Raw genomic sequence first — 15,428 nt, forward strand, 5'->3', positions numbered from 1 at the left:
TCAGCCCGCGATCTGGAAGCCGTGCTCGGCCGCCGACTGAGGTATACCGCCGGTGGGCTGCCGGTCGGGCCCGTTCAGGGCGAGCAGCAGCGCCTCGGCCACCGCGCCGCCCACACCCCCCTCGACGGCGAAGCCGGGCGGCGTGGAGGTGCCGTCCGGGGTCCTTACGACGGTGTTCGCGCCGCCGAGCCCGTCGCCCGTCACGACCGGGACGCCCGGGGAGAAGGGGAGGGCGGCGGTGGCGAAGGCGGGGGCCAGCGCCACGGCGGCATGCCCGGCCGCCACGGCCGTGCGCAGCTGCCCGAGCGCCGCGGCGGGCGGTTCCGGGCGCTCGTCCTGAGGGCGCTCGTCACGCGAACCTCCGGACTCCGGGGTCAGGACCGGATAGACGACGAGGTCCACGGACGAGCCGTGCCGCGAGCGGAAGCGGACGGGCGGGAGCGGTGCGAGCGCCCCGGCCACCGCGGTCCGGCGTACGAAGGCCCGCAGCGCGTCGTCGTCGAGGTCGGCGAGGGAGGGGTCGAAGGCGCGCAGCGCGTCCGGGGTGCCGAGGTCGGCCACGTAACCGACGGTGAGGGGCGACGGCTCGTCAGGGTGGGGTACCGCGCTGTCCGTCCGGAAGTCCTTGACCTCGCGTCGGGCGGAGTCGGCGGTGCGGCCCGCCAGCGGACGCACCAGGTGCAGGGCGTCCTGGTTGCGCAGGATCTCGCACACGGTCCGCAGGCCGGCCGTGAGCTTGGCGATCTCCGCGTCCGTCACCTGCACCGACGGCTCGACGCGCAGCGTGTTCGGGGCGCTGCCGGTGGGCATGAGGCGCACCGCGTGCTCCCGCAGCAGATAGCCCGCCACCGCGAAGCCGAAGAAGCCGCCGAGGGCCTGGGTGCGGATATGGGCCGAGACGGCGTCGGACTGGTCGCGGAATTCGAATCCGAGGAGCAGGCCGGTGCCCCGTACGTCGGCGACGACATCGGGGTAGTCGGCCTGTACGCCCTCCAGGGCCGTGCGCAGCGCCGCACCGCGCTCGGCCGCCAGGCGGTAGGCCTGGCCGCCGTCGGCCTCCAGCATGTCCAGCACCTTCAGGGCGATGGAGCAGGAGAAGCTGTCCTTGGCGAACGTGGAGCTGTGCAGCAGCTCGAACTCCTGCTGGTAGCGGTCGGAGCGCACCAGCAGCACCGAGGTCTTGGCGATTCCGCCGCCAAGGCTCTTGGCCAGGGTGTAGTAGTCGCCGCGCAGCCCGATGCGGGAGCTGGCGAAGAACGCGCCGGTGCGGCCCACGCCCGTCTGGATCTCATCCACCACCAGGGGGATACCGGCCGAGCGGCAGATCTCCTGGATGCGCCGCGCCTCGGCGCGGCGCAGCTCGACGATTCCGCCTTCGCCCAGCACCGGCTCGGCGAACATCGCGGCGAAGACGGGTACGTCGCGATCGACGACCTCCACCACGCCGTCCGAGAGCGTCACATCGAGTGCGGTGACCCGTTCCGCTTCCAGGGTCTCCAGCAGCTTCTCCGGCTGTTCGGCCGGGACGAACCTGGTCTGGGCGCCCAGCCCCTGGAACGGCAGCCGGAAGCCCTGGTTGTGGGTGAGCTGCACGCTGCCGGTCAGCTTGCCGTGGAAGCCGCCGGTGAGCGCGAGGAAGAGGGAAGGGCACGCCACGGCGGCGGCGTTGTGGCGCCCCAACTCCTCGGCCAGGACGGTGATGTCGGCGCCCTGGCCGGCGCTGGAGTCGATCAGGTCGCTGGCGCGCGGGCCGAGCACCGCCGTTCCGGCGCGCAGCGCCTCGGTGGCCCGCGCCAGGTTGCCCGTCAGCTCCTCGGCGAGTGCGCCCAGGCGCGTCACCCGCTCCAGCTCGGCGTGTTTGAGGGCGGCCTCGATGGCCTCGGCGCCGCTGTTCGCGAAGATCGCCGAGTAGCTGTCGGCGGAGCCCTCGTCCTGGTCGGCGAACTCCCGGCGCAGGATGGCGTTCAGCCGGGCGGCCACCTCGTGGGCCTGGGTGCGCTGGGAGAACTGCGCGTGCACCGGGGTCAGTTCGTCCAGCAGGGCCTTGGCGTGGTCGATGATCTCCGGATGGTTGTGGCCGAAGATGAGCGAGCCGAAGCCGCCGACGAAGTCGGTCACCGCGGTGTCGTTTCCGCTGCCGGACACGTCGGGGGAGTGGACCGTGTTGCCCCGTGCGTGGGTGTACTCCACATCCAGGCACCAGGCCGAGAGCATGTCGTCCAGGAAGCGCTCGGCGTGCTTCTCGGCGTACTTCGGAGAGGGGGAGGGGTTCATGGCGTCCTCGCTGTGGTGGGGATTCGGTGCTGGGGCGGGCTCAGGCGAACTGCCGCAGCGGGTTGATCCGGTCCTCGCCGATCGACGCACGCAGCGCGGGGTTCGTGACGCCCAGCCCGCGCTCGGGCGCCAGGCACAGGACGCCGACCTTGCCGACGTGCTGGCTCTTCTGTACGAGCCGGGCGGCCTCGCCGGCGTCGGCGAGCGGGTGCAGCGTGGAGAGCGCCGGCGCGATCCGGCCGCTCGAGATCAGCCGGGTGAACTCCTGCTCCTCCTGGAGGTTGGCGCCGTGGCTGCCGACGATCTTCTTCAGCCGCATCCACAGATAGCGGTTGTCGAAGACGTGCTGGTAGCCGGTGCTGGAGCCGCAGGTCACGACCGTGCCGCCGCGCGCCGCGACGAAGACGGAGATGCCGAACACGGCCCGGCCCACGTGCTCGAAGACGATGCGCGGGTCGTCGCCGGTCTCGGTGCGGATGATCCGGCCCAGGCGCTTGCCGATCTGGATGGTCTCCTCGGGTGTGGGGTCGATGGTGTCGCCGAGCCCCAGCTCCTGACGGTTGATCACCACATCGCAGCCCATCGCGCGGGCCGCCTCCGCCTTGCGCTCGGAGCCGACGACGCCGACCGCCGTGCCGCCGCCGTTGCGGACGAGCTGGCTCGCGTAGCTGCCCAGCCCGCCTGCCGCGCCCCAGATCAGCACGACGTCGCCCTGCTTCATGCGCGCGCCCGTGTCGCTGACCAGCATCCGGTAGGCCGTACTGCCGACCAGCGGGCTGCTCGCCGACTCCTCCCAGGTCAAGTGGGCGGGCTTGGAGACGAGCTGGCTGGCGCGGGCCACCGCGTACTGGCCCAGGCCGCCGAAGTTGGTCTCGTACCCCCAGGCGCGCTGCTCGGTGCCGAGCATGCCGTCCGCGTGGGTGGCGGGCTCCTGGTCGTCCACGTGGACCGGGTGGACGAGGACGTGGTCGCCGACCTGCCAGCGGCGGACGCCGCTGCCGGTGCGTACGACGACCCCGGAGGCGTCGGAGCCGGGCACCTGGTGCGGCTGGTCGTGCCGGGCCGCCCAGCCGCCCTGCTTGGCGTACCGCTTCAGGAAGTCGAACGTGGGCAGCGGCTCGAACATCGCCGACCACACGGTGTTGTAGTTGATGGAGCTGGCCATCACCGCGATCACGACCTCGTCCGGGGCCAGCTCGGGCATGGGCACCCGGCCGACGCGCAGTGAGGAGCGCACGTCCTTGGACGTGCTGTCGCGGAACATGCCGACGTCCGACGCGAGCAGGTGTGCCGCCACGTATTCGCGGGGCAGGGGCGTGCGGCGCAGCTCGTCGGGGTCCGCGCCGGCGAGCACCGCCTCCGCGAGCGGGTCCAGGGTTTCCGGAGTTTTCTGCATGGATTCGGCTCCTTTCGGCCGTTTGCCAACGTACTGAGCGACCGGCGCCCGAAGGTCAACGCGACGGTCTCAGGCCGCTCTCGGCCTCGGGTAAACGGACGAAGACCGGGGCGTTCCCCGCCGCTGCTTAGGGTCGGCGACCGACAACTGAAGACCGGTGATCGACGACCAGGGAGTAGAGCCATGAACAAGGTCCGGAGCGCCGACGGCACGGCCGAGGAGCCGATCGCCGTCGTGGGTGTGGCCTGCCGCCTCCCCGGAGCGCCGACCCCCGACGCCTTCTGGGAGCTGCTGCGCGAGGGCCGCAGCGCGGTCGCCGCCCCGCCTCCCGGCCACCCCGGAGTGGCCGACGGCGACCAGCACCCCGGCGGCTACCTGGACCACACGGGCGTGTTCGACGCCGCGTTCTTCGGCATCTCCCCGCGCGAGGCCCGGGCCATGGATCCGCAGCAGCGGCTGATGCTGGAGCTGGCCTGGGAAGCGGTGGAGAACTCCGGGACGGTCCCCACGACGCTGCGCGACTCCCGTACCGGAGTGTTCGTGGGTGCCATGGGCGACGACTGGGTGACGCGGCAGGCGCGGGACGCGGCGGCCGACGGGCCCGGCCGGCACTCCCTCACCGGTCGGAGCCGGGGTGTCATCGCCAACCGCACGTCCTGGATTCTGGGCACCCGCGGGCCCAGCATGACGGTCGACACCGGGCAGTCCTCGTCCCTGACCGCCGTCCACCTCGCCTGCGAGAGCCTGCGCGAGGGCGAGTCCGAACTCGCCCTCGCCGGTGGCGTCAGCCTGCTGCTGGACCCCGCGAGCACGGCAGGTGTCGCCGCCTTCGGCGCACTGTCCCCGGACGGCGCCTGCCACACCTTCGACGCCCGGGCCAACGGCTACGTACGGGGGGAGGGCGGCGGCCTCGTCGTCCTCAAGCCGCTGAGCCGGGCGCTGGCGGACGGTGACCACGTGCGCTGCGTCATCCTGGGCAGCGCCGTCAACAACGACGGCGGCGGAGAGTCCCTGACCACACCCCGGGCCGAGACCCAGCGGGAGGTGGTGGAGACCGCCCTGACCAGGGCAGGTGTGACGGCCGCCGACGTCCAGTACGTCGAACTGCACGGCACCGGCACGCCCGTGGGTGACCCGGTCGAGGCCACGGCGCTGGGCGCGGCCCTCGGCACACGGCGGCCCGTGGACGACCCCCTGCTGGTGGGGTCGGCGAAGACCAACGTCGGACACCTCGAGGGCGCCGCGGGCATCACCGGTCTGCTCAAGGCAGCGCTCTCGGTCCAGCACGGCGAGCTGCCGCCCAGCCTCAATCACCGCACCGCCGACCCGGCGTTGTGCCTGGACGAGGCGAACGTACGGGTGCACACGGAGCTGGGCCGCTGGCCGCTCCCCGAGCGGCGGCTGATCGCCGGGGTGAGCGCGTTCGGGATGGGCGGCAGCAACTGCCATGTCGTGCTTGCCGAAGCCCCCACGCGCGATCAGCAGGAGGCGGGGGCGGACCCGGGGGAAACCGAGGCCGTCGGCGAACCGGATGTGGTCGGCTTCCCGCTGTCGGCCCGTAGTACGGCGGCCCTGCGCGGCCAGGCGGACGCCCTGGGCCGCCGCCTTGAGGCCCGCCCCGGGCTCGCGCTGCCCGACGTCGCCTGGTCGCTGGCGACCACCCGCAGCCACTTCGAGCACCGGGCCGTGCTGCTCGCCGCCGACCGGGACGAACTGCTGTGCCAGCTGGACGCGCTGGCAACCGGTACGCCTTCAGCGGGCGTGGTGGAAGGGGACGCGGAAGGGGAGCAGGGGGCCGATGGCGCGCTCGCGCTGCTGTTCACCGGGCAGGGCGCGCAGCGGCTCGGCTCGGGCCGCGAACTGGCCGCCGTATCACCGGAGTTCGCCACCGCGCTGGATGAGGTCTGCGCACACCTCGATCCGCTCCTGGACCGCCCGTTGCGCGAGGTCCTCTGGGCGGCCGAAGACGATGCCGAGCAGGACGGGGAGCGTCTGCTGGACCGTACCGAGTACACCCAGCCCGCGCTGTTCGCCCTGGAAGTGGCGCTGTTCAGGATGGTGCACGGCTGGGGCGTCCGGCCCGGCTTCCTGATCGGCCACTCCGTCGGCGAGCTGGCGGCGGCCCACGTCGCGGGTGTCCTGTCGCTGCCGGACGCCTGCGCGCTGGTGGCCGCGCGCGGTCGGCTGATGCAGTCGCTGCCCGCCGGAGGCGCGATGGTCGCCGTCCAGGCAGAGGAGACGGAGCTACGGGCCGAGCTGCCCGAGTACGAGGGGCGGCTGACCGTCGGGGCCGTCAACGGGCCGCACTCCACGGTCATTTCCGGTGACGAGGACGCGGTGGCCGAGCTGGCGGCGAGCTGGCGGGAACGGGGCCGCAAGGTCAAGCGGCTGCCCGTGAGCCACGCCTTCCACTCGCACCACATGGATCCCGTACTGGATGAATTCCGGTGCGTGGCCGAGGAGTTGACGTTCCACGCTCCCGCCATCCCGATCATTTCCAACCTGACCGGCGAGGTCGTGGACGGCTCGGAGATCGCCACCGCCGACTACTGGGTCCGCCACCTGCGCGGCACCGTCCGCTTCCTGGACGGAGTGCGTCGCCTGGACGCCGAAGGTGTCCGCGACTTCATCGAACTCGGACCGGACGGCGTCCTGTGCGCCGCCGCCCGCGAGTCGGTGCCTGCCGTCGGCAAGAGCTTCACGCCGGTGTTGCGCGGCGCCCGGCCCGAGGCGCAGGCCGCGCGGATGGCCGCCGCGACCCTGCACGTACGCGGCCATCGCGTCAGCGCGCGGGCGCTCGCCGGGCGCACCGGGCGCCGTGTGGAACTGCCCACTTACGCTTTCCAGGGGGAGCGGCACTGGCCGGACACTTCGGCTGCGCCGGACGCCTTCGCTGCGCCGGATGCTCCGGCTGTTCCGGAGACCCCGGACGCTCCGGTGGCGTCAGCCGGTGGGGACGGTGGCCACGCCCCCGGCACCGGCACCGACGTCAAGGCTGACCCGCGTGCCCTGCTCCACACCGTCCGGCTGCACGCCGCGGTCGTCCTCGGGCACCCGTCCGCCGATTCCGTACATCCGCGGACCGCCCTGCGCGAGCAGGGGCTCGACTCACTCGGCGTGGTGGAGCTGTGCGACCGCCTGTCCCAGGCGCTCGGCCTCAGCCTGCCCGCCGCCCTCGTCTTCGACCACCCCACCCCGCAGGCGCTCGCCGAACACCTCGGCGACGAGCTGGCCGGGCGGACGGCACCGGCCACCGCCCCCGCCGACCCGTCCGCCGATGACGAGGACCCGATCGTGATCGTGGGGGCGGCCTGCCGCTTCCCGGGCGGGGTCGGCTCTCCGGAGGACCTGTGGCGCGTGGTCGCCGAGGGCGCGGACGTCATCTCCGACTTCCCCGAGGACCGGGGCTGGGACGTCGAGAGCATCTACGACCCGGAGCTGGGCCGCCCCGGCACCACGTACGTCCGTGAAGGCGGATTCCTCCGCGGCGCCGCCGAGTTCGACGCGCCCTTCTTCGGCATCAGCCCGCGCGAGGCCCACGCCATGGACCCGCAGCAGCGGCTCCTCCTCGAAACGTCGTGGGAGTGCCTGGAGCGCGCCGGGATCGATCCCGCCCGCCTGCGCTCCACCCCCACCGGTGTCTTCGTCGGCACGACCTACCAGGAGTACGGCCCGCGCTTCGCCGACGCCCAGGGCGGCTCCGAGGGCCACCTGTTCACCGGCACCACGCCGAGCGTCGCCTCCGGCCGTATCGCCTACGCGCTCGGGCTGGAGGGCCCCGCGGCCACCGTGGACACCGCCTGCTCCGCGTCGCTGGTCTCCATCCATCTGGCCTGCCGCTCGCTGCGCGCGGGCGAATGCGAGGCGGCCCTCGCGGGCGGCGCGACCGTGATGCCCGAGCCCGGCATCTTCGCCGAACTGAGCCGACTGGGCGGCCTCGCGCCCGACGGCCGGTGCAAGCCCTTCTCGGGGGGGGCGAACGGCACGGGATGGTCCGAGGGCGTCGGCCTGGTGCTGCTGGAGCGGCTGTCGGTGGCGCGGGCCCGTGGCCACCGGGTGCTGGCCGTCGTACGCGGCTCCGCCATCAATTCCGACGGCGCGTCCAACGGCCTGACAGCGCCGAGCGGCAGCGCACAGCAGCGGGTGATCCGGGCGGCGCTGGCGAACGCCGGTCTGTCCGGCGCGGATGTGGATGTGGTCGAGGCGCACGGCACGGGGACGCGGCTGGGCGATCCGATCGAGGCGGGCGCGCTGCTGGCCACGTACGGGCAGGGGCGTGCCTCCGGACAACCGCTCCGGCTCGGCTCCGTGAAGTCGAACATCGGTCACACGCAGGCGGCGGCCGGGGCGGCCGGTGTGATCAAGGTGTTGGGTGCGCTGATGAACGGCGTGCTGCCCGCGACGCTGCACGTGGACGAGGCGTCTCCGGCCGTGGACTGGTCGAGCGGCGGTGTGGAACTGCTGACGGAGCCCCGGTCCTGGACGCGCGGCGAACGCGTTCGCCGCGCAGGAATCTCGTCCTTCGGCATCAGCGGTACGAACGCGCACGTGATCCTGGAGGAGCCCCCGGCCGAGGAAACCGACCACGAGGACTGCGCGGAACCCGACGCCGCGCCCGTCCCCTGGTTCCTCTCCGCCCGCACCCCCGAGGCGTTGCGCGCCCAGGCCGCCGGGCTCCGTGCCCATCTGGAGCGCCACCCCGCGCGGCCGTTGGACGTCGCCCACTCCCTCGCCACCACCCGAACCGCCTTCGACCACCGCGCGGCGGTCGTCGGTGCGGACGGAGAGGAACTGCTGCGTGGCCTCGCGGCGCTGGCGGCAGGTGAGGCCGACGCGTCCGTCGTCACCGGTGAGGCGGGCGCGAGCGCCGAGGGGAAGACCGTCTTCGTCTTCCCCGGGCACGGCTCCCAGTGGACGGGCATGGCCGACGAACTCATGGAGGAATCACCGGGGTTCGCCGCGCGGATGCGCGAGTGCGCGGCGGCGATCGACCCGCACGTCGACTGGTCGCTGATGGACGCCGTACGCGGCGGGCCCGGCGCGCCGTCCATGGAGCGGATCGACGTCGCCCAGCCCGCGCTGTTCGCCGTCATGGTGTCCCTGGCGCGGACGTGGACGGATGCGGGAGTGCGCCCCGACGCCGTCGTGGGCCACTCGCAGGGCGAGATCGCGGCAGCCTGCGTCGCCGGGGTGCTGTCCCTGGAGGAGGCGGCACGGGCCGTGGTCGTCCGCAGCCGGGTGTTCGCCGAGGCGCTGACCCGGCGAGGGGCGATGGCTTCGGTGGCGCTGCCCGTGGCCGACGTACGGGAGCGGATCGCCGACGGGTTCCCGGGACTTGAGGTCTCCGGCGCCAACAGCCCGCGCGCGACCACCGTCGCGGGCGAGCCCGGCGAGGTGACACGCTTCGTGGACGTGTGCAAGGCGGACGAGCTGCGGGCCCGCGTCATCGTCCCGGACGGTGCCTCGCACTGCTCCCTCATCGACGCGCTGCGCGAGCCACTGCTGAAGGCGCTCGGCGAGCTGCGTCCGCGCGAGGGCGACATCCCGCTGTGCTCCTCGGTGACGGGGGAACTGATCGACGGCCGCACGATGGACGCCGACTACTGGTTCCGCAACGCCCGCGAACCCGTCGACTTCCTCGGCGCGACCCGCACCCTGCTCGGCGCCGGGCACCGCTCCTTCCTGGAGATGAGCCCGCACCCGCTGCTGGTCACCAGCGTGCACACCACGGCGGAGGAAGCGGAGACGACGGTCACGGCCGTGGGGTCGCTGCGGCGCGGCGAGGGCGGCCTGGACCGCTTCTTGCGGTCGATCGCCGAGGCCCAGGTGCGGGGCGACGCCGTGGACCGCGCGGCCGTGATCGCCGGGGTGTGCTCCCCGTCGGCAGGCGCCCCCGCGCGGCGCGTCGAACTGCCCACGTACGCCTTTCAGCGGCAGCACTACTGGGCGCACGCGGGAACGGGTGATGTCACCTCGGCAGGCCTCGGATCCGCCGAACACCCCTTCCTCGGCGCGGTGGTCGGCCTGGCCGCCGACGACGGTGTCCTGCTCACCGGCCGCATCTCGCTGCGTACCCACCCCTGGCTCGCCGACCACGCCGTACCCGGCGCGGCACTGCTGCCGGGTGCCGCCTTCACCGAACTCGCGCTGCGCGCCGCCGACGAGGCAGGCTGTGGCGGCGTCGATGAACTCACCCTGGAACGCCCGCTGTTGCTGCCGGAAACCCAGGCAGCGCTGCTCCAGGTGTCGGTCGGCGCACCGGACGAACACGGCCACCGTCCCTTCGCGGTGCACTCCCGCCCGGACGACGGCCCTGGGCAGGGGCAGGGCGCACGGGACTGGATCCGGCACGTGACCGGCTCCCTGACCCCCCGCACCCGGCCCGAACCCGACGGCCTCACCGCGTGGCCGCCGCCCGGCGCCGAACCCGTATCCGTCGAGAACTTCTACGCGGAGCGCGCCGCGCGCGGCCAGGAGTACGGGCCCGCCTTCCAGGGACTGCGGGCTGCCTGGCGCCGGGGCGAGGAACTCTTCGCCGAGCTGGCTCTCCCCGAGCAACGCCGCGAGGAGGCACAGAAGTTCGGCCTGCACCCGGCCCTGCTGGACGCGGCGCTGCAGACCGTGCTGCTGGGCAAGGGGCAGTCGGCCGAGGGGGAGGTGCTGCTGCCCTTCGCCTTGAGCGGGGTGTCGGTCCACGCGACCGGAGCCGCCACCGCCCGGGTGCGCGTCACTCCGGTGGCCGGGCGCGACGCCGTGGCGCTCACCGTCGCGGACTCCACGGGGCGGCCCGTCGCCGAGATCGAGTCGCTGGTGTGGCGCCCGGTACCGGTGGCCGAGCTGACGGCCTCGCGGGCCGCGTCCCTGGACGCCCTCCACCGGGTGGAGTGGACCGCGCTGCCCGGGCAGCCCACGGGCGGCCCCGCTGCGGAGGCGTCGGACGCGGTCGTGCTGGACGCCGAGTCGGCCGGTTCCTGCGCCGCCGTACTGGAGCGCCTGAACGCCTGGCTCGCCGACGACGACAGCGCCCGCACCCTCGTCGTCCGCACCCGCGGCGCGGTCGCGGCCACCGCCCACGACGACCTCCCGGGCCTCGCCTACGCCGCCGTATGGGGGCTGGTGCGCACTGCCCAGACCGAGCACCCGGGTCGCTTCGTCCTGCTCGACCTGGACTCCGTACGACCTGATGTCACGGAAGAGTCCGAGGACGAGGGCGTCACCCGCACGGCGATCGCCGCCGCCGTCGCCAGCGGGGAACCCCAACTCGCCATCCGGGACGGACAATTGCTCGTCCCCCGTCTCGTCAAGGCGCACCCCGCCAAGCCGCCGGTGCTCTCCTCCGACGGCACGGTGCTCATCACCGGCGGCACTGGCGCGCTCGGTGCGCTCCTGGCCCGTCACCTCGTCACCGAACACGACGTCCGCCACCTGCTCCTGGTGAGCAGGCGCGGCGAGGAAGCCCCCGGGGCCGTGGCCGTACGCGACGAACTGCGGCAGCTGGGAGCCGAAGTGGCCGTCGCCGCGTGCGATGTCACCGACCGCGCCGCGCTCGCCCGGCTGCTGGCCGCCGTCCCGGACGCGCACCCGCTGACCGGCGTCGTGCACGCCGCCGGTGCTCTGGACGACGGCGTCATCGAGTCCCAGACGCCGGAGCGCCTTGAGCGGGTGCTGCGCCCCAAGGCCGAGGCCGCGCTCGCCCTGCATGAGCTGACCGCCGACGCCGGGCTCGACCTGTTCGTCCTGTTCTCCTCCGTCATCGGTGTCCTGGGCGGCGCCGGGCAGGCCAACTACGCCGCCGCGAACGCCTACTTGGACGCGCTCGCCCAGCACCGCAGGAGCCGTGGCCTGCCCGCCACCTCGCTCGCGTGGGGTCTGTGGGAGCAGCCCAGCGGACTGGGCGAGCTGGCCGCCGCCGACGTGGCACGCATGCGGCGCACCGGTGTCGCACCGCTGCCCACCGCCGACGGGCTGAGCCTGTTCGACGCCGCCGTGGGCGCCGAGGACGCCCTGCTCGTACCGGCCCGCCTCGACCTGGCGGCGGTCCGCCGCATCGCGGGTCCGGTACCCGCCCCGCTGCGCGGCCTCGTGCGGACGGCGGTGCGGCGCACCGCGCAGTCCGACGCGCCCGCGCCGGACTTCGCGGCCCGCCTCGCCGCGATGCCGACGGCCGAACGCGACCGGGTACTGCTCGACCTCGTACGCGGCCACGCCGCGGCTGTCCTCGGGCACGGCGACGGCGGCGCGAGCGCGATCGCCGCCGACCGGGCGTTCCAGGATTCCGGCTTCGACTCGCTGACCGCGGTGGAACTGCGCAACCGCCTGGCGACCGCCAGCGGCGTACGACTGCCCGCGACACTGCTGTTCGATCACCCGACACCGCTCGCCGTCGCCCGCTACCTGACCGGCGAACTCGTGCTGGACACCCGGGAGCCGACGCCCGTCGCGGCCCCCGCCGACCCGTCCGCCGATGACGAGGACCCGATCGTGATCGTGGGGGCGGCCTGCCGCTTCCCGGGCGGGGTCGGCTCTCCGGAGGACCTGTGGCGCGTGGTCGCCGAGGGCGCGGACGTCATGGCGGCCTTCCCTGAGGACCGGGGCTGGGACCTGGACACCCTCTACGGCTCGGACGGCAGCCCCGGCACGTCGGGCACCCGCGAGGGCGGATTCCTCTACGACGCGGGGCACTTCGACGCCGCCCTGTTCGGCATCAGCCCCAACGAGGCCGTGGCCATGGACCCGCAGCAGCGGCTCCTCCTGGAGACCGCGTGGGAGGTCTTCGAACGGACCGGGATGCCCGCGTCGGACCTGCGCGGCAGCGCCACGGGCGTGTTCACCGGCGTCGCACACCACGACTACGGGGCGGGGGCCACGCACGTTCCCGGTGGCTCCGAGGGCTATCTGCTCACCGGCGGCGCACACAGCGTCGCCTCCGGGCGGATCGCCTACACCCTCGGACTCGAAGGCCCGGCGATTTCCGTGGACACCGCGTGCTCGTCCTCGCTGACGGCCCTTCACCTCGCCAGCCGCGCACTGCGCGCCGGTGAGTGCGAGGCGGCCCTCGCGGGCGGCGTGACGGTCATGGCCACCCCCACCGTCTTCGAGGACTTCACCCGGCAGCAGGGCCTGGCGGCCGATGGCCGCTGCAAGTCCTTCGCCGGGGCAGCGGACGGCACGGGGTGGTCGGAAGGCGTCGGGCTGATGCTGCTGGAGCGGCTGTCCGTGGCGCGGGCCCGCGGCCATCGGGTGCTCGCGGTCGTACGCGGATCGGCGGTCAACTCGGACGGCGCCTCCAACGGCCTGACCGCACCGAACGGCGGTGCCCAGCAGCGGGTGATCCGGGCCGCGCTGGCGGACGCCGGGCTGTCCGGCGCGGATGTGGACGTGGTCGAGGCGCACGGCACGGGGACGCGGCTGGGCGACCCGATCGAGGCACAGGCGCTGCTGGCGACGTACGGCCGCGAGCGGGCCACGGGCGAACCGCTGTGGCTGGGCTCGGTGAAGTCGAACATCGGCCATACGCAGGCGGCTGCCGGGGTGGCAGGTGTGATCAAGATGCTGGGCGCGCTGCGGCACGAGTCCCTGCCCGCCACGCAGCACGTGGACGAGCCCTCACCCGCCGTCGATTGGGAGAGCGGCGGCGTGGAGCTGCTGACACGGGCCCGGTCCTGGCCGCGCGCCGAACGCGCCCGCCGCGCCGGAATCTCCTCCTTCGGCATCAGTGGGACCAATGCCCACGTGATCCTGGAGGAGCCCCCGGCCGAAGACCAGGAGGCCGCTGAACTCACGGACGACAGTGAATGCACGGACGGCAACGCCGCGTCGCCGTCCGCGCTTCCCCTGCCGCTCTCCGCGCGCGGCCCGCAGGCACTGAGCGCCCAGGCGGAGCGGTTGCTGACCGCGATGGAGGGTGCCGACGCGCGGGACATGCTGAACCTCGCGTACTCCCTCGCCACCACGCGCAGCGCCCTCGACCACCGTGCCACCGCGGTCGGCGACGGGCCGGACGCCCTGCGGGCGGCCGTGGCCGCGCTGGCGAGCGGCGCGGGCGAGACCTGGTCGGCGCGGGCCGGGCGCAGCGCCGCCGTGCTGTTCACCGGCCAGGGCGCGCAGCGGGCGGGCGCCGGGCGCGAACTTCATGCCGCCCACCCCGCGTTCGCCGCCGTCTTCGACGAGATCAGCGTGCTGTTCGAACCGCACCTCGGCCGCCCGCTGCACGACGTGGCCTTCGCCGCGCCGGACACCGAGGAGAGCGCGCTGCTGGACCGTACGGACTACACCCAGCCGGTGTTGTTCGCCCTGGAAGTGGCGCTGTTCCGGCTCCTTGAGTCCTGGGGCGTGGCGCCTCACTTCGTCGCCGGTCACTCCGTCGGCGAGCTGGCCGCGGCCCACGTCGCCGGAGTCCTGGACCTGCCCTCGGCCGTCACCCTGGTCGCGGCGCGCGGTCGGCTGATGAACGCCCTCCCGGCGCACGGGGCGATGGTCGCCCTGCCGGTCGCCGAGGAGGAGGTGCTGCCGCTGCTCGCGGGTCAGGAGGACCGGGTCGGCCTCGCCGCCGTCAACGGCCCCCGGTCCGTGGTGGTCTCCGGCGCCGAGGAGGACGTACTGGCGCTGGCCGCGCGCTTCGAGCGCCACCGCCGCCTGCGCACCAGCCACGCCTTCCACTCACCGCTGATGGAAGGGGCACTGGAGGAGTTCCGCGCCGTCGCCGAGGGCCTGTCCTACGCGGCCCCGCGCATCCCCGTCGTCTCCACGCTGACCGGGCGGATCGCGGACCCGGAGGAGCTGCGCGCCCCCGACTACTGGGTGCGGCACGCGCGGGGGACCGTACGGTTCGGCGACGCCGTGGCGACGCTGCGGGCCCACGGCGTGGACACCTTCTGCGAGGTGGGGCCGGACGCCACCCTGAGCACGGTCATCGAGGAGACCCTGGCGGCCGAGGAACAGGTGGGCGACCCGGGCGCACGGTCCGCGCTGCGCCGCCGCCAGCCGGAGGCCACCGGAGTGCTGTCGCTGCTCGGCTGGCTGCACGACCGGGGAGTCGGCGTCGACTGGGAGGCGTTCTTCGCGGGCACCGGAGCCCGCCGGGTACCGCTGCCCACGTACCCCTTCCAGCGCACGCGGTACTGGCTCGAAGCGGCCGGGGCGCCCACGGTCACCGGGGAGCCCGAGGCGGACGAGCCCATGCCCCGGAGCCAGCATTTCGCCGCGCGAATGGGCGAGTTGAGCGGTGCCGCGCGACGGCGGTACGCGCTGGACGCCATCCGGCAGCGGATCGCCGAGGCGCTCGGCCACGCCGACCTCACCGTCATCGAACCCGATCGGCCGTTCCAGGACCTGGGCGTCGACTCCCTCGCGGCCGTCCGGCTGCGCGCCAGCATCAGCGCGCTGACCGGCCTCGACCTGCCCGCCACGCTCGTGTACGAACACCCGACACCGGCCGGGATCGCCGACCTCGTCCTGAAGGAGACCGAACCGAGCCAGGCCGATGTGCTGGCCCAACTCGACCGCCTGGAACAGACGCTGAGCAGCGCGACAGCCCTCGGCGACGACGCGTCCGCGCGCACGTCGGTCGCCGCACGGCTGCGACGGCTGGCCTCGGGCTGGGACGAGGACACCCGCCCGGCGGAGGCCGGAACACCTCCCGGGACCCCGGACCCCGCCGCGCCCGACGACTTCGGCGACCTCGGCGACCTGTTCGCCTTCATCGACAACGACCTCGGCCGCACCACCGACTGACCGACCGAACCCGATCAGTCACCCG

General features: G+C 73.9%; 3 protein-coding genes. 1 reads left to right on the plus strand and 2 read right to left on the minus strand.

What is annotated here, in order from left to right; all coding sequences use genetic code 11:
- Both ACWC5C_RS37625 and ccrA read right to left on the minus strand, forming a co-directional pair.
- Positions 1–2,274 carry an aspartate aminotransferase family protein gene (locus ACWC5C_RS37625; protein WP_450883085.1) on the minus strand — a complete coding sequence of 758 codons (2,274 nt, stop codon included), beginning with the start codon at positions 2,272–2,274 and terminating at the stop codon, positions 1–3.
- Between the two features lie 40 nt (positions 2,275–2,314).
- Positions 2,315–3,670: a crotonyl-CoA carboxylase/reductase gene (gene ccrA / locus ACWC5C_RS37630; protein WP_450883087.1), complete on the minus strand. Its 1,356-nt coding sequence runs from the start codon at positions 3,668–3,670 to the stop codon at positions 2,315–2,317.
- 183 nt (positions 3,671–3,853) lie between these two features.
- On the opposite strand from ccrA, the gene ACWC5C_RS37635 reads away from it, so the two are divergent.
- Positions 3,854–15,403 carry an SDR family NAD(P)-dependent oxidoreductase gene (locus ACWC5C_RS37635; protein ID WP_450883089.1) on the plus strand — a complete coding sequence of 3,850 codons (11,550 nt, stop codon included), beginning with the start codon at positions 3,854–3,856 and terminating at the stop codon, positions 15,401–15,403.
- The last annotated feature ends 25 nt before the right edge of the window (positions 15,404–15,428 follow it).

The sequence above is a fragment of the Streptomyces sp. NPDC001700 genome (assembly GCF_053596435.1).